Source organism: Chthoniobacter flavus Ellin428 (genome assembly GCF_000173075.1).
GTDB lineage: Bacteria > Verrucomicrobiota > Verrucomicrobiia > Chthoniobacterales > Chthoniobacteraceae > Chthoniobacter > Chthoniobacter flavus.
Window position 1 is genome coordinate 136,871 of sequence record NZ_ABVL01000008.1, and the last position, 19,917, is coordinate 156,787.

At 60.3% G+C, this 19,917-nt stretch carries 20 protein-coding genes; all 20 read right to left on the reverse strand.

The genetic code is table 11. The features are described from left to right. Nucleotides 1–1,743, reverse strand: a complete 1,743-nt coding sequence (locus CFE428DRAFT_RS14910; RefSeq protein ID WP_006980403.1) for a hypothetical protein — start codon at nucleotides 1,741–1,743, stop codon at nucleotides 1–3. 12 nt (nucleotides 1,744–1,755) lie between these two features. Further along, a complete protein-coding gene (locus CFE428DRAFT_RS14915; RefSeq protein WP_006980404.1) occupies nucleotides 1,756–3,459 on the reverse strand; it encodes a hypothetical protein in 1,704 nt (567 codons plus the stop codon). A 1-nt stretch (nucleotide 3,460) separates the two neighbouring features. Beyond that, entirely contained in the window at nucleotides 3,461–4,357 is an 897-nt protein-coding gene (locus CFE428DRAFT_RS33715) for a glycosyltransferase family 2 protein (RefSeq protein ID WP_006980405.1), read from the reverse strand. Between the two features lie 9 nt (nucleotides 4,358–4,366). Then, on the reverse strand, nucleotides 4,367–5,254 hold the full coding sequence (locus CFE428DRAFT_RS14925; protein ID WP_202797433.1) for a glycosyltransferase family 2 protein: 888 nt from the start codon (nucleotides 5,252–5,254) through the stop codon (nucleotides 4,367–4,369). A 65-nt stretch (nucleotides 5,255–5,319) separates the two neighbouring features. Continuing rightward, entirely contained in the window at nucleotides 5,320–6,528 is a 1,209-nt protein-coding gene (locus CFE428DRAFT_RS14930; protein ID WP_006980407.1) for a glycosyltransferase family 4 protein, read from the reverse strand. A gap of 7 nt (nucleotides 6,529–6,535) precedes the next feature. After that, nucleotides 6,536–7,465, reverse strand: a complete 930-nt coding sequence (locus CFE428DRAFT_RS14935) for an NAD-dependent epimerase/dehydratase family protein (RefSeq protein WP_006980408.1) — start codon at nucleotides 7,463–7,465, stop codon at nucleotides 6,536–6,538. Beyond that, on the reverse strand, nucleotides 7,462–8,307 hold the full coding sequence (locus CFE428DRAFT_RS14940; RefSeq protein WP_202797434.1) for a class I SAM-dependent methyltransferase: 846 nt from the start codon (nucleotides 8,305–8,307) through the stop codon (nucleotides 7,462–7,464). The genes CFE428DRAFT_RS14935 and CFE428DRAFT_RS14940 overlap by 4 nt, the downstream gene beginning before the upstream one ends. Next, entirely contained in the window at nucleotides 8,304–9,089 is a 786-nt protein-coding gene (locus CFE428DRAFT_RS33720) for a class I SAM-dependent methyltransferase (RefSeq protein WP_006980410.1), read from the reverse strand. The genes CFE428DRAFT_RS14940 and CFE428DRAFT_RS33720 overlap by 4 nt, the downstream gene beginning before the upstream one ends. After that, the gene (locus tag CFE428DRAFT_RS14950) at nucleotides 9,086–9,694 is read right to left on the reverse strand and encodes a class I SAM-dependent methyltransferase (protein WP_202797435.1); all 609 of its coding nucleotides are present in this window, start codon (nucleotides 9,692–9,694) and stop codon (nucleotides 9,086–9,088) included. Before CFE428DRAFT_RS14950 ends, CFE428DRAFT_RS33720 begins: the two co-directional genes overlap by 4 nt. 263 nt (nucleotides 9,695–9,957) lie before the next feature. Next, entirely contained in the window at nucleotides 9,958–10,695 is a 738-nt protein-coding gene (locus CFE428DRAFT_RS14955; RefSeq protein WP_157447522.1) for a glycosyltransferase, read from the reverse strand. Further along, entirely contained in the window at nucleotides 10,692–12,521 is a 1,830-nt protein-coding gene (gene asnB, locus CFE428DRAFT_RS14960; protein WP_006980413.1) for an asparagine synthase (glutamine-hydrolyzing), read from the reverse strand. Before asnB ends, CFE428DRAFT_RS14955 begins: the two co-directional genes overlap by 4 nt. Beyond that, nucleotides 12,509–13,135, reverse strand: coding sequence for a class I SAM-dependent methyltransferase (locus tag CFE428DRAFT_RS14965; RefSeq protein ID WP_202797436.1), 627 nt, complete (start codon nucleotides 13,133–13,135; stop codon nucleotides 12,509–12,511). Before CFE428DRAFT_RS14965 ends, asnB begins: the two co-directional genes overlap by 13 nt. Before the next feature lie 16 nt (nucleotides 13,136–13,151). Beyond that, nucleotides 13,152–14,315 carry a glycosyltransferase gene (locus tag CFE428DRAFT_RS14970; RefSeq protein WP_006980415.1) on the reverse strand — a complete coding sequence of 388 codons (1,164 nt, stop codon included), beginning with the start codon at nucleotides 14,313–14,315 and terminating at the stop codon, nucleotides 13,152–13,154. Beyond that, nucleotides 14,312–15,031, reverse strand: a complete 720-nt coding sequence (locus CFE428DRAFT_RS14975; protein WP_006980416.1) for a class I SAM-dependent methyltransferase — start codon at nucleotides 15,029–15,031, stop codon at nucleotides 14,312–14,314. Before CFE428DRAFT_RS14975 ends, CFE428DRAFT_RS14970 begins: the two co-directional genes overlap by 4 nt. Continuing rightward, nucleotides 15,028–15,804, reverse strand: a complete 777-nt coding sequence (locus CFE428DRAFT_RS14980) for a class I SAM-dependent methyltransferase (RefSeq protein WP_006980417.1) — start codon at nucleotides 15,802–15,804, stop codon at nucleotides 15,028–15,030. The genes CFE428DRAFT_RS14975 and CFE428DRAFT_RS14980 overlap by 4 nt, the downstream gene beginning before the upstream one ends. Before the next feature lie 5 nt (nucleotides 15,805–15,809). After that, entirely contained in the window at nucleotides 15,810–16,490 is a 681-nt protein-coding gene (locus tag CFE428DRAFT_RS14985; RefSeq protein ID WP_006980418.1) for a TylF/MycF/NovP-related O-methyltransferase, read from the reverse strand. After that, nucleotides 16,484–17,746 (reverse strand): ABC transporter ATP-binding protein, encoded by a 1,263-nt coding sequence (locus tag CFE428DRAFT_RS14990; protein ID WP_006980419.1) that lies wholly within the window; start codon nucleotides 17,744–17,746, stop codon nucleotides 16,484–16,486. The genes CFE428DRAFT_RS14985 and CFE428DRAFT_RS14990 overlap by 7 nt, the downstream gene beginning before the upstream one ends. Next, complete coding sequence (locus tag CFE428DRAFT_RS14995) at nucleotides 17,746–18,612, reverse strand: ABC transporter permease (protein WP_006980420.1); 867 nt, start codon at nucleotides 18,610–18,612, stop codon at nucleotides 17,746–17,748. The genes CFE428DRAFT_RS14990 and CFE428DRAFT_RS14995 overlap by 1 nt, the downstream gene beginning before the upstream one ends. A gap of 158 nt (nucleotides 18,613–18,770) precedes the next feature. After that, entirely contained in the window at nucleotides 18,771–19,331 is a 561-nt protein-coding gene (nusG, locus tag CFE428DRAFT_RS15000; protein ID WP_006980421.1) for a transcription termination/antitermination protein NusG, read from the reverse strand. Further along, complete coding sequence (locus CFE428DRAFT_RS15005; RefSeq protein ID WP_006980422.1) at nucleotides 19,331–19,864, reverse strand: GbsR/MarR family transcriptional regulator; 534 nt, start codon at nucleotides 19,862–19,864, stop codon at nucleotides 19,331–19,333. The genes nusG and CFE428DRAFT_RS15005 overlap by 1 nt, the downstream gene beginning before the upstream one ends. Nucleotides 19,865–19,917 lie beyond the last annotated feature (53 nt).

Here is a 19,917-nt window from a genome sequence, read left to right on the forward strand (position 1 = left end):
TTATTGAGCTACCACGCGCCGGAGTTCTTCATCCACATGCACCCCATCGTGGAAAGTATCACGCTGGACCACAATCCCCAGATTCGGGTCGACGACGCAGACCGCCAGATCTCCATCGGCCGTTGAATCCAGGATGGATTCTCTTTCCACCATGAGCCGCCGAGTGTCCGGATGATCCTCGGAAGCCGGCCAGGCGGCCGCCAGGTATTCCAAAGGCGCCGTTCGCGGCAATCGGACGCGGGTGCTCCGTCTCACTTTGACGAACCCCGTCCCGCTGGCGATTCTTTTGATGCCGGAAAACGAACCTGTGCCAAGAATTGCTGCTCGCATCGGCGCCTCATCGTTCAAAAACTTGGAAAAAGAAGCGGGAAGCTCCGAGGAAGAATTGGGCACCTTGGCGCCCCCGCAAATGGAAAGGAGAAAGATGTGCTGCGGGTACATTTTGACCCAATCGGCGAGGGTCGAAGTGTGTCGATTCTCCACCACGCTCTGCAACCCTTGAACTTGCAACATCGGGCCGATGCCCGAGTCATCGTAGTAAAATAAGGTTCCTTTCTGGACCATTTCCCGCACCTGCGCCGGAGTCATGCAGAGAGAATGCTGTAGCGGTGCCATCGAGAGGTAACGGCAAGCGGTAAACTCGAGTGAATCGTCTTTTGGCCCCGCTTTGCTGTAGGGGTCGCATAAAAGAAAAATTCCCGGTTTGCCAGGGGGACGCCCCTGGTTAAAATGCGCCTGGAGTTCCTGCGCCAGTATCTCGGTATGCAATCGCCGGCCCACCTTATTGGTATGAAAACTCGTATCGAGAAACAATGCGCGAGGCATCTGCACCACATCCGGATCTCCTAAAACCGTGAGATGATGAGCCTGATAAAAACTCCGAATCCTCTCGAAAACAGGGGCCGCGGCTTTCGGTCCCTTGGGCCCGCGCACCACCGGGGGGAATAAGCCGACCACTTGAATGTCCCGATGAGCGGCCCAGGAAAAGAAATCCTCGAGTAGTTGTGCAGAGGTCGAGCTGAGGCCGGGCGTGGATTCCAAGTAGATCTCTGCGATCGGCGCAGTGGGATGAACCTCTCCCCTAAAATCACCGCGAGGCCCAAGCTGAACGAAGGAATACTCTGTCCACACCGCAGGTTCACTCCTTTCCAAACCACCCGAAAAGCGGAGGTTCCAAAGCTTCCAAGAGCGTACGTAATCCGAGGAAGGGATGCCATAAAGTTGCTGGCGCAGCGTAGTGAGAGGCAGATGAAAAAGTCGCCCCGGCTCGTATGTCCAACAGTAAGGCCTCTCGATATCGGTCAAAAGCGGTCCTGACGCGTATAATCCATATTCGATATTGAGGAGGACAGTGTCTCCCGGTCGGGCCGCCTGCCGGGCGTCATCGAGGAGAAAGCGCAACCCGAGCCCCGCGTGCGAAGCCAGATTCACGACCGGCCGCCGGAGTCTTTTCTCGAGCAGTTCCGCATCCACCCCAAACAACCCGCTGGAGCCGCCGGCGATCAAGATCCTTTCCTTGGAGCGAACCATCTCCGCCATCTGGAATTTTCTGGTTCGAATCTCTTTGATCCAACGAAGTCCGCCGTCATTAAACCAATTAATCAGAAAACAAGTCGCCAGCGGGTAAAGGATCAGGACCGCCATAACCACCGTGAAACACCAAACGACGACAAACCGCCGGCCTTCATTCGGGTGCGAAGTCTCAGCCTTGCCGGCTCTCGATAGGGGCTCGGAGAACGCCATCGTTATGCTCACTTATCGCGAATCTATCTCGTTAGGCACGAGGGCGGAGCGATAGTAGACAGCCCTGGGACCGATATCGCGAACTTGGAATTTCACGAAACCATAACGCTCCGGCTCCTGTTCCAGTTGAAGGAAAAAAGGCGCCTGTTCCGCCCAAGTACGCGAGGCGCGAAACCCTCGGTCCAGGATCAATATGTCAAATCTCCCAGCGGCAATGTCATTCGATTTGATACCATCCCAAGCGCTGACCCCCTCCGCTTCGCCACGAAAACCGTAAACAACGAGGGGCTCCGCCCAGAGCGCAGCGATCATCGGATGCGGCCGCACCAGGGGCGCGATGTCGCGCATGGCCCGCACAACGAGATTTTGTTTCTTGATAGACAGAAAGTTAGGCCAGCAGAACAGGACGAACGCCGCCGCGATGACTGCAAAATCGAACCGAGGCGAAGACACTCTCCTCATGATCGCATCGCAACACAGGGCGAGGAATAGATACAAGATGGGAACGATGGAGATCCAATAGCGAGGAGATCCAACGAGCATCACAATCGCGACTGAGGACGCCGAACATAGGAGGAGTAGAATGACAACCTTTCTCGCCAAATCATAGCCGGAAGCGGGTGCCTCGCCTCCGCGATCCGCTTCTTTTCCGAGTCCGATTTCGCGACGCAGCAGTCGCGCAACAGCAAACCATCCGCCGAACAGCAAAACGCCATAAAGCAGCAACGAATGTGGCCGGGCGATCAAGGCCGCCGTCGATCCGCTGCGCGTGCTGAGCAACTCTTCCGGAATCCGCCGAAGATTCCTTAAGGTATTCAGCTTGAAGTAGCGCATCATCTCATGGGGGTTGTTTCGGATCGCATCCACCATGCTCTTGGGATTCCCAAATGTGCGATCCAGTACGCCCTGATATTCCGTCATTGGATCGAAAACCTGCTCGGGATGCTCGGTTTTCGAAAAACTCGCGTAACATTGTCCCAGGCCCAAAAGCAGATAATTGTCGGCCTTCATCGCGAAAGGCCGTATTTTCGGCAGGAAAAGGGGAACGGCGCCTAACAAGATGAGGCCAGCTGCCAGGGTGCCGACGATCTTGACTTTTTTGTTGAACCGTTCGTCGTTCGCAAACCAATTCCATGCCGCCTCGGCCAGGAGAAATAGCAGGATCAACAAGAAGGGCGCGATCCATTCCGGACGCAATGTCATCGCCAGGACGCTGAAGAGCGTAAAGCCGAGGAATCCGGCCACTCGTCTCTTGGAGAATAAAAAATAGATTCCCAGGAGCATGACGGAGAATGAGAATCCATTGACGTTCGTAAACTGGACAATCGGCGCGCACAGGCGGGAGGCAATCCAGACGAAACAGGCAAAGAGAATCGCTTCGATCCTCAGAAAATCCGAAAAACGAGAAAGGACCAGGTAAAGGGAAACTGCCGTCAACAAGGAGACCAGAAAGCGCATGACGATGCTGGCCACCATCGGGTCCGGAGCAACAAAGGCCAGAATGAGGGTGTAGAGATCGTTGTAAGTATTTGGCGTTAGCGACAGGGGACTCGTGTGCGCCAGGGCGAGCTTGATTGGAATCGTATCCTCGCCGAAACCCACTTCGGCGTTCCAGATGCCGAGTGAAAAGAAGCAATGGCCGATGATGAGCAAAAGCAATGGATAGCGGCGAATCCATCGCAATGACTTGGTCGAAAATGAATCGTCCAGACTCATGTTACTGAATATCAGTGAGCATATATCGGCAAATCTCCAAGGTCGCATAGTCGACGCCCCTGGGCAGAGAAAGAAGCGGTGAAGTCATCGAACGAGCCCACCAGGAAGCGAACGGAACGCGTGCCCGTTGCAATGCTTTGGTCAATCGAAGGCACCTTTGGACTTGCTCCCAATGCGCGTGAGTGAAGTCGTAGGCACGCACTTGGGCCGGTGTGGAGTGCCGGCGGGCAACCTCGAGAATTTCGCGGCGGCGCCGCTCGCCGCCCGATCCGGACTTATGCCCGGCGTGCAAGCGATAGGCGGACAGGATGTTTTCGCTGCGCGTGAATTCGATTACCCTGGCCGCACGGAGAAACCATTCCCAGTCGAAGGCAAACGACAAGGCGGCGTCGAGCGGGCCGCAGGTTTGCCAAAGCGCTTTCGTCCAAAAGGTGCTGGCTTGCAGGATATAGTCCTGCAACCCGAGAAATTCGGCGTCGAACGGATGCGGCCGCGCGACCTTGGTATGGTTGCTATTCTCGCGAAAAAAGAGCGTCCCGCCGTAAACCAGCGCGGGTTTTTGCACCTCGGGCGCCAGCAATTCGCCGATGCGGCGCAGCGTGCCGGGCAGATAGAAATCATCGCTGTTCAGCCAGCACAGGATATCTCCCGTGGCGCGCGCAAACCCCGCGTTGATGGCCTCCGCCTGGCCGCCATCCTTTTGCGAGACCCAATAGGTGAGATGTTTCTCGTAACGCCGGATCACGTCTACGCTGCCGTCGTTACTGCCCCCATCCATGATGATATACTCGAGGTTCGGGTAGAACTGCCCGAGTACACTTTGGATCGTGGTCTCCAGAAAAGCCGCCTGGTTGTACGACGGGGTGACAACCGTGATTTTGGGCAAGATTCCGCTCATGAAGAAAGGTCAGCGACGGATTCCGCAGCGCAGCAGGCCTGCGCACCAGGCGCCGCGCAACTGCGTTTTGCGCGACCAAAACTCGAGTTCGTCCGCGGAGATCGCACGCCCATGCTCCCGGATCTGAAGTTCATGAATTTCCTCCCGCCCCGTGGACTTCTGTGCCTGCGTCTTCTGCGCACCGTGCACGCGGAAGCAGCCGAGAAAATAAGGCAGCCGGCAAATCGTCGCGCCGGCCCGGTGGAAGCGCAGGAGCAAATCCCAATCGAGCGCGAAATGAAATCGCGGGTTCACGCCGCCCGCTTTTTCCCAGAGCGACTTTCGCCAAAAGAGCGTTTCCTGGGGCACATAGTCGATCCGGCGTAACGTTTCGGCATCGTGCGGCGGCAAAATCCAGCGTCCGATCTCCCGTCCCAGTTCATCCACGAGGACGCGATGTCCGTAAATGACATCCACTTCCGGATGCGTCGCAAAGAATTCACCGACAAACTGCAAGGTGCCTGGCATTAGCAAATCGTCGGCGTTGAGCCACGCCATGATATCCCCAGCGACCTTGACGAAGCCTTTGACGATGGCGTCGGCCTGCCCCCCGTCCGGCTGGGAAACGCAGCTCGATAATTGCGGGGCATATTTCTCCAGCACCGCGGCGGTGCCGTCCCGCGACCCGCCGTCCTGCACCGCCACGGTCAGGCGCGGGTAGCCCTGGGAAAAAATGGACTCCAGTGTGCAATCCAGGAAATCCGCCTGCTGATAAGACGGGACGACGATGGCCAGGCTCGGCAGACCCTCCGGGGCGAGCGCCGAGGGTGGAAATACTTCGCGCTTCAACTCCCTCGGCGGGTATTGGGCAAGGCGTCCCAGCCGCAGAATGCCGACGCGCTGCAAAGTGCGCCACAAAGGGTGAAGGAGCGCATCCCGAATCCGAATGACCAGTGGCAGAGACATCGAGAGAACCAGACCGCTCAGACACTGTGCGCAATGGCGAGGAATGTCTTTCCAAATTCGCGCAGATTCCGCGCGGCGTCGTCGCGCGCCTGGCGCTGGCTTTCCGAGTCGAGCGGCCATGCCCATTCCCGGTCGGCCTGCCGGAGCACCTTCGCCAGGCTTTTCGCCGAGGTCCGTTCGAATGTGACGCTCGCCGGCGGGTTCTGTTCGAGGTGGACGGGAAAGTCGGACAAAATCATCGGCCGACCCAAAGCACGGGCGTCCTCCACGACCGTGCTCCAGCCTTCGAAAAGCGAAGGCTGAATCACCGCGACCGCACCGCGCATGAGCTGAATCTGATCCGCCCGCGGCACCAGGCCCAGCAGCGCGACCTGCCCGGCAATGCCCAATTCATGCGCACGCTGGAGAACGACATTCACGTAGGCTTGATCGCGAAAGTCCAGCGGGGATCCCGTGAAGACTACGAATGGCCTCACGCCCTCGCTGGCGAGCAGTTGTAGCGCTTCAAAAACCAACAGGTGGTTCTTGTGCCGCCACCATTGGTTGCTGACGAGAAAGAACCGCTCCGGAAGATGATACTTCGTTCGCGCAGCCTGCGGATCTCCTTCGTACCAGGCCGGCGACGGGCTCGTACAAAAACGCAGGACCTTGATCGCCGCTCGTGATTCCGGATAGAACCGGCGGAAATCGGCAGCGGCAGATTCGCTGCTGAAGACCAGAGCCCGGGCATCGCGCGCCAAAATGGAAATGCCCTCCTCGCGGCGCGCCAGTTCTTCCGGGCGGAACAGCTCCGGCAAATACTTGTGCTGAAAATCGGGAATCCAGCCGATCCACCGCGCAGTGAGGCCGGCATCGGTCAGCGGCAGCCTTACCCGGATATTGTAGTTGTTATCGTAGGTAATGGGGTAGAGAAGACCGATTCCCCACTCGCGGATCTGCCGTTTGAAATGGGCGTTATCCACCGGCCGGTGCAGCCCCAACCGCATGGCGACACGTTGCGTCAACGAGTCCGCGGGCCGCGTCTCCTCGAGAAAAAGAATTCCGTCCACGTGCGGCCGGAGGGCGTTCAGCAATTCCTCCTGCTGCGGCGAGCGCGCGATGAGAAACAACTCAAAGCTCTTTCTCTCTGACGCCGGCAGCGTCGCCACGGCCTGCACGAGATTTTTGACATATTCGCTGCCGCCGATCCAGGCGTCGCCGCCTTGCATGATCAATCCAATGCGCATGGGAAATCTATCGGGCCGCGAGTTCTGCTGCACACCACGCAGCCACGCCGCTCACACCTTGTTCGAAGGAGATTTCCGGGGCAAACCCCAGCGCGCGGATTTTCGTCAAATCGGCACACCATTTCAGGGGATTGCCCGGTGTGACCTGGCCGTCGAAACCCGGCACGGCGGAAGATTGCAACGCGTGCGCCACGATCGCGGCCAGTTCCCGCATCGACACTTCGCGTCCGCTCGCCAGGTTGTAAGTCTCCCCCCGGCCTGCCGCATCGGCCGTAGCCAGAAGACAAAGTCCGCGCGCCACGTCCTGCGCGTGGATGAAGTCCCGCGTTTCCTCGCCGGTCCCGCGCAACGACAAGCTGCCGGTGTTCAGCAAACGTTCGCAAACATCCCATACCACCTGGCGCCGCAAGCCGGGCCCGTAGGCGGAGAAAATCCGCGCGCTCACGGTGGGCAACCCGTACACGCGCGCAAACTCTTCGCAGAGAATCTCCGCCTGGCGTTTGTGGTAACCGTAGGGCGAGATTGGCTGCACGGCATGCGACTCGGTCACAGGGAGCGTGACCGGGTCGCCATAAACCGCCGCACTCGAGAGGAGCACGAAACGGCAGGTCGGCGCGTGCCGGCGCAGAGCGTCGAGCATCTCGAAAGTCAGGACCGTGTTCGCTTGAAAATCCGCCGCTGGTTCCGAGAGCGAAAGCGGCACCGAGGCCCTTCCCGCGCAATGCACGCAGGCACGCGGCGCCGCGCGTTTCAACAACTCCGGCAGCCGCCCATCCGGCAGACTCATCCGCTCGAAGCGCATGCCCCGTCCCGCCGGCGCATTTTCCGGCGGAACATCGTCCACCGCGACGACTTCCCAGCCTTCGCGCAAAAATTGACGGACAATGTACCGGCCCAGGAAGCCCGCCGCCCCGGTGACGAGGATGGTATTGCTCATACGGGTTTGCTGCAGAGAAAGCTAAAGATGCGGCCTGGGGTGCGGTCCTGCCGTGTGACCATGGCAAGTTGCGCAGCACGAAAGGCCGGCGACCACGCGAGCAGCCTTCCGAGCCCGCGCCAGCGTCGCGCAGCGATTCGCCGCACCGTCTCCTGGCGGACCTGTTCGGTTCCCGGGAAAAAATTCAAGATCGACTCCAGCGGTCCCCATAACGCGCGCTGCACCAGCCCGGCGCCATGCAACGCTCCGAGATAGCGCTCGAGCGGATGGGCATTTTCACCACCATAGTGCGACTGGAGCGGATGCGCGCGCAGGAAACCGGCGAGTTGCTCCGCATCATCGGCCACATGCTCGCGGGTCGCGAGCAACAGACCGCCCGGCGCCAGCACGCGGGCCATCTGCGCCACCCCGGCGTCCAGGTCCTGGAGATGATGCAAAACCTGGCGCGCATGAATCGCCGCAAAGGCGCCATCGGGAAAGGGCAGCCTTTCACCCACTTCGCGTACTACGCGGATGGCCAACCCGCTCTCCGCTGCGAGGCGCTCGATCGCTTCCGCGCCCACTTCCGCGCTCGGGTCCGGCTCGAGCGCAGTCACGTTCCAACCATCGCGCGCGAGAGCGTAGCTGACGATGCCATTGCCCGCGCCAAGATCGAGGATCGCACGCCCGCCGCCCGGCCCGAGCAGCCGCCGGATCTCCGCGAACTCCTCACTCGCTGCATAGCGCTCCGCGGCGGTGCGGACCGGCAGATCGAAATAATTGTGGCGAATGGCGGCCTCGTTGCCGGGCTGGGCCCGGTACCAACGGACCGCTTCTTCCCACGTCATGGAGGCCGTGCTCACAAACGTTTGGCCGTAATGAAATAGCCCGCACCGGCATCGTCCTCCGCCGTCCATGCAAAATTTCCCAGGCGTCGCCACCACAGCCATTTCTTCAACCGCCCCATCCGCCGGAATTTGGTTACCAGCTCGCTCGGGCGCTGGCGCAGCGCGAGCCCGGAAAATTCACAGTCAAGCAGCGCGAGTTCCTGTGCGCTCCCGCGCACGAAATAACCGCGCACGCTTTCCACCGAAAACCCTGCATTCCGCAGCCGCTCCGCCCACTCCTCACGGGTCAGCGCATGGAAAAACGGCTGCCACTCGCGATAGCCCGTCCGCGACGCTTCGTCGCCCGGCCACCATTCGAAATAGCGGTGATTGAGCACATTGAACGCAAACGTGCCGCCCGGTTTCGTGACGCGGGCGATCTCGCGCAGCGCCGCATCGACATCGGGAATGTGTTCCAGCGCGCTGTTGTTGAAGACCAGGTCGAAAGTCGCGTCCGCATAAGGCAGCCCCTTGGCCGCATCACATTCTTCCACGCTCTCATGACGCCCGCGCTTGCGGCATTGCTCCACTGCCCGTCCATCGATGTCGCAGCCCGCCGTGAATCGCCCCTGCGGCCAGGCGAGGCTGGCAAAAATGCCGTCGCCACAGCAGTGGTCCAGCGTCTTTCCGTCGAGCGGCAGCAGGGCGGCAAATTCCAGCTCCGGCACACGACACATGGCGATGCTCGGCGCCCCGGCATAGAGGCGTTTGAGAGAGGGCCAGAAGCGACTGGCCTGGAGTTTAAGGGGATTGCTCATGAGTGTCCGCAGATGAACCATTTTCCGGTCGAGATCTGGTCAGACCAGCGTGAGTCGATGTCGTAAACCACACCGAAATGCTCGCGACATTTTTTCAACCACCATTCGACCGAGTTATTGTAATAGCTTTGATGCGGCGTGATCCAGCCTTCATCCCGCCCACTGCGCGTCACCGGCACCATGTGCGCGGAAAATTGGCGCGTCAGTCGCGCGGCTTCCTTGAGAAAATCCGAGATCCCCTGCTCGGTGAAATGTTCGAGTGACCCGATCGAGTACGAATAGTCGAACATGCCGTCCGGATAGCCGGTCTGGGTGGCATCGCACACCCGGAGACGATCCGTCGGCAAACCACGCTGAATGGCTTTGCTGATCAGAAAATCGGAAATGTCGCACCCGTGCAGTTCCAAAGCGGGAAAGCGCTGACCGAGCGTCTGCATCGTCTTGCCGGTGCCACAGGCAATGTCGAGCACACGACCGCGCGTGGTCGCCAGGAGAAATTGAATTTCGTCCCAGGCATTGCCCTCTCCCCACGTTTCCAGAGCCTCCGCCATCGCGGGAGTCCAGTAGATATCCGTATCGGGCTTCGCTTCGGTGGAAGGAGGCACGGCGTTCCTCGGGGGCGGTTCAGCCGCCTGGGACAGCCCGCGCCATTTTTGAAAGAATTTGGCAATCATAGTTTATTTCATCCGCGTAAAGGTTCGGAATGACTTCTTCCAGCGCGTGAGAAAACTCGGCGGTGAAGGCTTGGCCGCGGAGCCCTGGAGCGCGCGGCGGACGGCTTCTCTAGCCGCCGCGGATTCCTGAAGCGGCGAGCGCATGACCCGAATGTCACCCCCCATTTTCATTCCCAAAGCGCTGATCCAGACTTTTACAGTTCGCGCCCACTGCCGTCGAAGCCGGTATTTTCCACGAGCGTTTGCCTGGGAAACAGAGCCAGCCCTCCGCGCAACAGGACGCTGGCGTACCACCGTACGGCCCAGGTTCGCAAAGTCCCCACTGCATTGGCGCGCAGTTGCCCTGCATAGTCGTATCCCTCTTCGAAATTGAATGTTCTGACCAAGCCGCGCTCCTCGAGTCCCGCCAGAAGTTTCCGTGCATCCGGTTCGAATTGCGTAAAGGCTCGGCGCCAGGTGGCCCAGCCCCAGCAACTGGTGAGCTGGAGAAAAAACGTTTCTGGAAGTTCCACGCTTACCGGGAACATGTAACCGGAGACGTGCATCACGTCCGCGTCGTTTTCGTAGCAGCGCAACGCCTCGTTCATGTAACACAGGAAGCCCGGCGCAAGCAGCAGGTCATCCTCCAGCACGATCACCGAACCATGACGGGTGAGGACGTCCTGCACGCCTTGCACGATCGAATCCGCGAGGCCGCGATTGGTTTCCGATTCCACGATCGTCACACGCCCGCACCACTGTTTTTCGCGAATGACCTTGCGCACCTGGTTCACTCGTTCGCGTTCCTCCCCACCCGCTTGCGGTTTCGCTCCGTCGCAATGAATGTACAGCGGCGTTTCACCGGCCCCGGCGTTGGCCGCCAGGCTTTCCAGCGTGGCCCGGACGTGGTCGGGCCGATTGTAGGCAAATAGGACGACGGGCGCGAACATCACGAAACGGACGGTGCAGCCTTTTCCTTCACTCTCCGGTACCAAAGCTCGAGCACCAATGCTTTGAAGGAAAGCGGCGTGGCCAGGCCGCGCGGAAACGGACCTTTGGCCAGCGCGGTCGCGCCTTCCGGACTCAGGATCTCCGCCTGCACCAGGTAGCCGTCGCGGAGCCACGATCCGTACTGCGCAAACAACGCCCGATGCCAGTCTCCCACCGGCGGGGTAAAGCCACGTTTGGGCCGGTCAAGGATTTCCTTCGGCAGCAAATCGCCGAGCGCTTCCGTGAACCACGCTTTGGACGGCGCGTAAAAATCGGTCCTCGTTTTGCGCAGGCCGATGACCGTCTCAACCAGCCGGTAGTCGAGCAGTGGAAGCCGCAGTTCGATGGAAGATGCCATGCTCAACCGGTCGCCCTGCGTGATGCCGTTTTCGCGCAGGTAGGTATCGAAGATCAACCGCGTCACGCCGATGCCTTCCTGCCCGGGCACCTGCGGTGCATCGAATATGCGGCTCGCCCCGAAGCGGCGCGCTCCATCCCGCATCCGGCGCCCGTACACGCCCCGCACCGTCTTGCACGCGGTGCGGTAGTCGTGGGTCAAATCGTAAAAGCGCGTGCGCCGTCCACGCGGTGCCAGACGGCGCAACATGGCCAGAGGCCCTTTGCTCGAGAAGCGCTCGGCGGCAGCCACCGCTGCATCTTTCACCCACGGGTAACCCCAGAAAAGTTCATCGCCGCCCTGCCCCTGCAAGACCACCGGCACGCGGTGTTCGCGGGCCAGCTTCATCACGGAAAAATAGCCGAAGCCCGAAATGTCCGCGATCGGGTCATCGCGCCACCACACCAGCTCGGGAAAGAGGCGCGTCATCTCCCCCGTCTCGAGTTCGATGTCGTGAAAAGGCACGCCGAGCCGGTCGGCAAACGCTTTCGCATCGGCGCGCTCATCGCTCGGCGGACGCCCCGGATAGCCGATGCTGAACGCGTGCAGCACTCCGGGATAGTGCCGGGCCGCCAAGGCGGCGATCGCCGCGGAATCCAGGCCACCACTGAGAGCGACACCGACCGGCACATCCGAGCGGATCGTGAGCCGCGCGGCGGTGTCCAGTTCCTGCCGGATGATTTCCGCCGGGTTGCCCTCGATCGGCGGCGCATCTTCCATTCGCCAGTAAATCTTCTCGGTCACTTGCCATGGCGCGGTGTCGATCACCAGTAAATGCCCCGCATCCAGCTTCCGCACCCCTTTCAGCGGCGTGTGCGGCTCGGGCACATATTGGTAGTGAAAATACAGGTCGACGGCGTCTTCATCGAGCTCATGCCCCGGAACTCCTGACGCCAGCAGCGTTTTCAGTTCGGAGGCAAATACCACCCGCCCCTCGCTCTCGTGCAGATAGAGCGGCTTCTCGCCCAGGCGATCGCGCACGAGCAGGAGTCGACGCCGTTTTTCATCCCAAAGCGCAAAGGCATACATGCCGCGCAGGTGCTGCACGCAATCCACTCCGTACTCCTCGTAGAGATGGACGATCGTTTCGCAATCGCTGTGGGTTGCAAAAGTGTGGCCCCGCTTTTCCAGTTGCTCGCGCAACTCGAGGAAGTTGTAGACCTCGCCATTCGCCACCAGCGCAACACTCCGGTCTTCGTTGAACAGCGGCTGCCCACCACCCACGAGGTCGATGATACTCAACCGCCGCATCGCGATCACCACATTGGTGTTGCGATATTCGCCCTCCCCATCCGGCCCGCGATGAAACATCGCCCCCTTCATGGCCGCAATGCGCCCTCCCCACTCGTCACCGAGTGGTTCCCGCGCGACGACTCCGGCTATTCCGCACATGGGCGAGAACGATTCGGCTTCCGGGCATCCATAATCAGCGAGGTGTAATGCAACGGCCCGATACGAAAGGCTTCCTGGGTATCAAACGGCAACGAACGGCGGATCATCCCGTCGGCGGGATCCCACGCGGAATGATGAAACTGTTCGCTCGCGTCGAAGTATTCCAGTGGTGTCACCTGAAAACCCGCCTCCTCAAGCAAGCTTCGCAAGCTTTCCACGGTAAAAAGCATCTTGTGCCCATCCTTCGGCGGCGAAACTTCGGCGACGTAGGCCGAATCGCGGCGATGTCCATCCGGCACTGCGATCCGCAGCAGCCCGCCCGGCTTGAGATAGCGAAAGCATTCGCGAAAACTCTTCCGGCACTCCGCTTCGTCGAGATGCTCGTAGATATGCTCAGCGAGCAGACGATCGATGCTATCTGTCCGGAAAAGACGCTTCCATGACTGCGGAAGCGTCACATCCAAGGATTCGAGATCCGTCGACACCCAGCCGGAAAATTCCGTCGAGCCGGCGCCAATCACCACCTGGAGCGGAGTGCTCTGGTGGCACCGCGCGCGAAACGCGCGAAAAGCAAGATGCTTGCGCAGACGGGCGCGCAAATCGAGCCGTGCCACGGTTCGCCAAAGATTTTCAATCGAGCGCCACATTCTTTTCAGCCGCAGGGGAAAGATTCATGATTTGCAAAAGCGACGCCCGCTGTTTCTCCGAGCCAAAATGATCGCGCGCGCGCTGCCATGCGGCCTGGCTCATGCGTCGGCGTAGATCACAGTCAAAGGCGAGTTGCGCGATTCTTTCGCCCATCGCCCGGCTATCGCCTTCACGCACCAAATAGCCCGTTTCCCCTTCGGCAACTGCCTCCGGAATTCCGGCATGCAGGGTGGAAACAACCGGCAATCCGGCAGCCATCGCCTCGAGAATCGCCACCGGCAACCCCTCCGTCGCTCCCGCAGGATCGACCATGCTATGCTGCAGAAAGAGGTCGGCGCGGCCCATGTGCTTGAGCACCTCACTGTGATGTTTTGCACCATGCAACGTGACGCGTTGCTCCAAGCCAAAAGCCCGCACAAATTGTTGCATCGCCGGGAACAGATCGCCCCGGCCGATGAAATCGAAATGGAGCCCGGGGTGTTGTTCCGCTGCGCGACGAAAGGCGTCCAGCGTGAGAATGGGGGCTTTCTGCGCCGTCACCCCCACCGCGATGCACCGGACGACTTGGGAATTCTCCTCCCGTCGGGGAAATTCCGCTGGCACGTCCACTCCGTAGGGCACCACATGAATCTTGTCTTCGCCGATCCCCACGGCATGGAGCGCTTGTTTGCTCAAACGGCTCATCGTGATGACACCGGCGCATTCGTTGAGCCGGGGGTAGCGCGACCGCCAATTGCTGTCCTGGAGATAAGCCGACACATCGTAGCCGTGGGCGTGCGCGAAAAGCCGGATGTCGAGTTCGCGCGCCAATCGCAGCCAGCAAAGCGCGTGGTCAAGATACTCTACCAGCATCGTGTGCACTCGATGTTCTTTGAGGAACTCCGCGACTGACGCCGACTGGAGCGACGTTTTGATCCAGCCGAGCTTCGACCCAAGGCCATGAAGCCATCGCTGGGGGCGGCCAGTCGCGAGTTGATCGAGCACGAGCGTCGGACAATTGACCGACCAATTTCCGGCGAAGGGCTGCTTGGTCGTTTGCGTGACCACGACTACCCCCTCGGGCAGGAGACGCTCGATGTGCCTGCGGATGAACGTTTCCGAAAATGTCCCGATCTGCGGCGTGAAAATGGCCAGTGGCCGGGTCATGCGAGCTTCACCGCGGTGCCCGCGAGGCCCGTCAGCATGGCGCCCTCGTGAAACTTTTTCGGCGGACGATCAATCGCGCGCAACAGCGCGAAAATCGGCAGGGCAAGCCGGCTCAATATCCAGCGCAGCGGCGCCGGCATCGGCCGAGCCAAAACCCATTGCCCCAGAACCTGCGCCAGGCTCGCATCCCATCCACCCAGCGCGCGCAGCTCGACATCCGAAAAACCCGCCGCCTGAATGTGGCGTCGCAACGCGAAGGGCGTGTAGCGATACTCGTCGTGCGGCACGCAATGGAGCGGCCACAAAAACGGCACGGTGAAGAAAATGACCCCCCCCGGCTTGAGCACCCGGTACGCTTCGCGGAGGACCGCTTCAGGATCCGGGCAATGCTCAAGCAGTTCCGTCGCGATCGCACAATCCACCGTGCCGGGTTCCAGGGGAATGGTCTGCCCATTCCACTCGATGTCCGGCTTCTGGTACAAATTGTCGGGCAAATCGAGACCGATGTACCGCTCCGCTTTGCTGGGCGCCGCCAGCAGCAGCCCGCGATACGGCATGTATCCGCAACCGATATCCAGCACCGTGCCACGGAAGCGGGGCAGCGTCGCTTTCAGTTGCCGAACGATCGCCGTGCGCGCGAGGAAATTGTAGAGATTGGAAGCGCTCAAAGGCGGTTCCAGGAAATGGGTGCGGATGTCCAACGGCGGCGGATTCATGAAGCGGTATACACGCCCTCCCCGAGGCGCGCCCGGACATAGGCCAGGCGTTTCTCCCGATCCGGCACCAAGGGAGCCGGCTTGCGCTGCAGAAGACGCGCGAGCAAGCCCGGAGGCCGCGGCTGTCGCACGCCTTTCCAGCCGGTCCTGACACCGGTGACGGCATGCGCATAGTCGCCCTCGTGCCAGACTCCCACCTCACGATAGAGCAGCAATTCCGACGCCGTGTCGCGCGCCAGCACTTGCAGGACATCGACGTCCACATCCTCATCGATCGGCTGGATGCATTCCGGCTCGTTGGCGCGCAGGTGGGCGAGGTGCCGAGGCGTAGGAAAGGCCAGCACGATGCGGCCTTCTGGACTGCGCAGTTCGCGCAGGATGGCATGCAAGGCGGGCCGTTCCGCCTGCGCGATGTGCTCGTAGACGTCCATGAGCACGATCAAATCAAATGGGCCATGCACTGTCCCCGGCTTGAGCTCTCCTTCCACGAAGCTCAGCTTCTCATCGCCAAACAAACGGCGGGCGGTTTCGATCGAACGCGCGCTGATGTCCAGGCCGACCACTTCGCTCTCCGGCCAGCGACGGCGCATGCGCCAGCAGATGTCTCCCACGCCACACCCGATCTCCAGGATGCGTTTCGGACGATTGGGCGCCCAGGCAGCAATGGTCTCCCAGGCGATTTCGACGCGCAGATTGCCTTCCACAAATCCGCGCAGCTTGTCGATCGTGTGCGCGTCGTAGTAGTCCTTTACGGAACTGGTGCTGACAGCCATGGAATCTATTGGGTTCGATTGTGCTGCTTGCCTTTCACCCACCAGGCCTCGGTGTGGCCGCATCGCTCGAGCAGCGGCTTCAGGTTCCGCCGTCCGATGAAATCGTAAAACGCTTCGCGGCAGCCTTCCCAATGACCGAAGTCGTCGAGCACGATGACGCCCCCTTCGACCACGCGATCGTAGAATGTCTCGAGCGTGAGCATGACGCTGTCGTACCAATCGCAATCCACGTGCAGGAAGGCCACCTTCTCCGGGAGCTCCTCGACGAAGGTCTTGTCAAACCAGCCTTTCCGAATGATGCAGTCCGCCTCGGGAAAACCGGCGACGACAACCGCGGCGCGCACCTGTTCGACCGCACCGACGCACTTGCCATGATACGCCGCAGCGTCCGGCCCATCGATCGGCCGTGTTTCCGGCATGCCTTCAAAGGAATCGTAGAGCCACGCCTTCCGCCCGGAATCGGCGAATGCCAGGCAGATCGCCGCGGCCGAGCCACCGTTGCAAACGCCGCACTCGACAAAATCACCAGGCACGCCCCGCCGTTGCACGTCTTTCGCCATGTCGTGCAGATTCTGCAAAACGGCGCGAGCCGACATGGAGAAAGTGAGGACTTGCTCGAACTTGGGGTCCTTGGGTGGCTGAGGCGCCGGAGGCGGTGCCAGGAGCTTGCGAATTTTGGTCAGCATGAGGTCGTCCTTTCTGCAGCACTCCACGTGGCTTCCTCGAGATAGGCACAGGCGCCGGGTTGCCAGTCGATTTCGCGCGACTGACCGTACAAGACCACTTCAAACGCGCAAACACGCTCGACCATCTGCAAACGGCGGCTGCCAGCCACGAAGTGCAAAGTCAGCGTGTATTTTCCCATGTAGAGACGGAGCTTCGGCACCTTGCACACCAGCTCGACCGTCCCCGTCTCCTGGCACAACGGCAGGCCGGAATCGAACACCCACAGGTGCATGACCGGCTGCTCATAGGCATTCATCACCTGGAACGAGATCGCAGCGTCCCGCATCGCACGCGGCACATGTACCTTGAAACGCACTTCCATCGTTTTCCCGGTGCTCTGGATGTAGGCCGGCTCGGAAGTGACCACTTCTGCGCGCACGATGCGCGGCTCCTCGCCATCGGGCGGCGAAACGTAGACGTGTTCTTCCACCGCCCCTTCGCGCAAGTACTGGCCGATCGCCTGATCCGTCGGCCCATCGAAGGTGACTCGACCGTCGTTCATGAGCAGGCATCGATGCGTCAAGGTGGAGACCGCCTGCATGTTGTGACTCACGAAGATCACCGTCCGCCCTTCGTTGTCGGCGACCTGCTCCATCTTGCCCATGCACCGTTTCTGGAAAGCCGCGTCACCCACGGCAAGCACTTCATCGACGATCAGGATTTCCGGCCTGAGGTGCGCTGCGACAGCAAACGCCAGGCGCACGTACATGCCGCTCGAGTATCGTTTCACCGGGGTATCGATGAATTTTTCGATCTCGGAAAATGCCACGATTTCATCAAACCGGGAGCGAACCTCCGCCTTTGTCATGCCCAGGATGGTCCCATTGAGAAAGACGTTTTCCCGGCCGGTCAGTTCCGGGTGAAAACCCGTGCCAACTTCAAGCAAGCTCGCCACGCGCCCTTTCAATTTCACAGCCCCGGATGTGGGTGCGGTGATTTCGGAGAGCACCTTGAGCAGCGTCGATTTCCCGGCGCCATTCCGGCCGATGATGCCGATCACCTCGCCGGAAGTGATATCGAAGTTGACATCCCGCAGCGCCCAGAAAGTGTCATCGCCCTCCACGCGCGCGCCATTGTGCGAGACGGGGCGGTTCGGATCCTCCTTGCCGCGCAAGCGCGCCCATCCGCTCTGCAGATCCTGGTAAAGCATCCGTCGGTTGATGACACCCAGACGGTAGCGCTTGCTGATGTTTTCGGCTCGAATGACGACTGACATTAGACCGTGTCGGCGAAGGTTTTTTCCACGTGATTGAAGGTGACGATTCCCGCGAACAGAATCGCGAAACACATGGCGGCCCCGATGCCAAGTTGCCAGACCTCCACGACTCCCGCGCCCAGGAAGGCAAATCGAAACGCCTCGATGATCGGCACCATGGGATTGAGCACGAAAAGCCAGCGCCACTCGTGCGCGATATTCGACAGCGGATACACCACCGCACTGCCGTACATCCACAACTGCACGCCAAAACTGACGGCGACCGAAAGGTCACGATAACGCGTCGTCAACGCCGACACGAGGCATCCCGCGCCGAGCCCCAGCGCCGCCATGAGCACGATGAGCACCGGTAGTACGATGATGCGAAAATTGGGCGCCACCGGAGCGCCCTTGGCCATGAAGAAGCAAAGAAAGCCCAGGAACAGAGTGAACTGAATGGTGAACGTGAGCAGGTTGGTGATGACGACGGAGACCGGCACCACCAGGCGGGGAAAATAGACTTTGCCAAACAGCGCGGCGTTGTTGGCAAAGGTGTTCGAGGTCTTGTTCAGGCAATCGGCGAAGTATTGCCACATCACCAACCCGCCCAGATAAAACAGCGGCGCGGGAATCGCGTCCGTCGATATTTTCGCGATCCGACCGAAGACGATCGTGAAGATGATCGTCGTGAAAATCGGCTGCAGCAGGAACCAGATCGGACCGAGCACCGTTTGCTTGTAAGTCGCAATGAAGTCCCGGCGCACGAGGAGCCCTATGAGATCACGGTAATCCCAAAGTTCCTTCCAACGGATCTCCAGCCATCCTCGCTGGGGAGTGAGGACTTTGGACCATTCGGTGCGATCGTTTGATATTTCGGTAGCGGGCATTGGGCTATCTTGCGCTGCGGTTGGCGGGAAACGCGGGGCGGAATTTGATCAAGCTGCCGCCCTTGGTCGTTCGCCGGGATTTTCGTTCCCAGTGAGACCTTCCGAGCGCCTTTCTTGCGACAGGCTTTTCATGTAATTTACCAAGGCCGCCCTCGGCCTCAGACCAGCACGGCGGCTTCCTTGAAGACCGAGGTCAGACACAAGTCGACTTCCGTGGCTCCGCCTAAAACTTCGAGGAGCACCTTCACCCGCTCCCGCGCGGGCAGCAGTTGCTTCACCACGCCATTTTGTCCGCGAAAAGGTCCCTCCACGATTTCCACGTCGTCCCCTTCGTCGATGTTGAACGACACGGTCTTCAGCTCCGCGTCTTCCATATACGCGCGCAAATCGTCGAGCGTCCCGGCCGGCACTTCCGGCACATGATCGCCGAAGCGCACGATGCCGCTCACCCCCTGGCAGGAACGGACCAGCGCGTGCGACTGCACCCATTCAAAACGGGCAAAAAGGTAATTCGGAAACAGCGCCTCGGTAAACCACACCAAACCACGCCGCGTGGAACGCTGGATCCGCACCCGCGGACAAAAGACCTGGATCTCCTCGCACTGCCGCAACCGGGCAGCGGCGATGTGCTCGTGCTTGGGCTGCGCCCGCAGACAATACCATTTCGCCTCCGGAATCTCCGCAGGAAGGAGGGTGGGAATGGAAGATTCCGGTCGCATCAGGAGACGAGGAATTTCAAAATCCAGGGCACCATGGCCTGCCCTTTTTCGTGCCAGTGACGCAGGCGGACCAGCCGATTTTCCGCGGTGTCGCGCTCGCCGGGCGTGAATTGTTGGATGAGATGCTCCATGCGCTTGATCCTCTCCAGCCCGCTATCGAGATGCGGTTGCAACTCGCCCTTGATGAAATTGGAAGCGAACCGGCTCAGATCGAACTCGGCCACATAGTGATCCCGCCGGTCCCCGGCCACATACACCGTCTTCACCGCACCAAAGGATCGCAGCAGCTTCAGCCCCTGGCTCGCCGAGCCCTTGCTCATGTTCAGTCGGTCCATGAGGGTCTCCATCGGCAGCGGCGTCGGCGAAACGAAAAGCAGCCCGTAAAGCTCGCCCACCGACTTCGGCATCCCGAGCAGCTTGATCAGGCCGATAAAGAGGTCGATGGCCTCGATCTCCAACTCGGAAAGCGTCGGCGCGGCTCCGGAAGCCGGAGCAGCAGGCGCATGCGAGTCGAGTTCGGTTTGGGCGCGCATTGGGGCGGGATTAGACGGTCATTTCAGACAAACTGTCCAGAAAAAAATGAACA

Coding starts and splice junctions, on each gene's coding strand:
- CFE428DRAFT_RS33720 (WP_006980410.1), bottom strand. CDS start 9,089: ATGAGCAATCCCCTTAAACTCCAGGCCAGTCGCTTCTGGCCCTCTCTC.
- CFE428DRAFT_RS14980 (WP_006980417.1), bottom strand. CDS start 15,804: ATGGCTGTCAGCACCAGTTCCGTAAAGGACTACTACGACGCGCACACG.
- CFE428DRAFT_RS14915 (WP_006980404.1), bottom strand. CDS start 3,459: ATGAGTCTGGACGATTCATTTTCGACCAAGTCATTGCGATGGATTCGC.
- CFE428DRAFT_RS14990 (WP_006980419.1), bottom strand. CDS start 17,746: ATGTCAGTCGTCATTCGAGCCGAAAACATCAGCAAGCGCTACCGTCTG.
- CFE428DRAFT_RS14985 (WP_006980418.1), bottom strand. CDS start 16,490: ATGCTGACCAAAATTCGCAAGCTCCTGGCACCGCCTCCGGCGCCTCAG.
- CFE428DRAFT_RS14910 (WP_006980403.1), bottom strand. CDS start 1,743: ATGGCGTTCTCCGAGCCCCTATCGAGAGCCGGCAAGGCTGAGACTTCG.
- CFE428DRAFT_RS15005 (WP_006980422.1), bottom strand. CDS start 19,864: ATGCGCGCCCAAACCGAACTCGACTCGCATGCGCCTGCTGCTCCGGCT.
- CFE428DRAFT_RS14995 (WP_006980420.1), bottom strand. CDS start 18,612: ATGCCCGCTACCGAAATATCAAACGATCGCACCGAATGGTCCAAAGTC.
- CFE428DRAFT_RS14970 (WP_006980415.1), bottom strand. CDS start 14,315: ATGACCCGGCCACTGGCCATTTTCACGCCGCAGATCGGGACATTTTCG.
- CFE428DRAFT_RS14930 (WP_006980407.1), bottom strand. CDS start 6,528: ATGCGCATTGGATTGATCATGCAAGGCGGCGACGCCTGGATCGGCGGC.
- CFE428DRAFT_RS14975 (WP_006980416.1), bottom strand. CDS start 15,031: ATGAATCCGCCGCCGTTGGACATCCGCACCCATTTCCTGGAACCGCCT.
- asnB (WP_006980413.1), bottom strand. CDS start 12,521: ATGTGCGGAATAGCCGGAGTCGTCGCGCGGGAACCACTCGGTGACGAG.
- CFE428DRAFT_RS14935 (WP_006980408.1), bottom strand. CDS start 7,465: ATGAGCAATACCATCCTCGTCACCGGGGCGGCGGGCTTCCTGGGCCGG.
- CFE428DRAFT_RS33715 (WP_006980405.1), bottom strand. CDS start 4,357: ATGAGCGGAATCTTGCCCAAAATCACGGTTGTCACCCCGTCGTACAAC.
- nusG (WP_006980421.1), bottom strand. CDS start 19,331: ATGCGACCGGAATCTTCCATTCCCACCCTCCTTCCTGCGGAGATTCCG.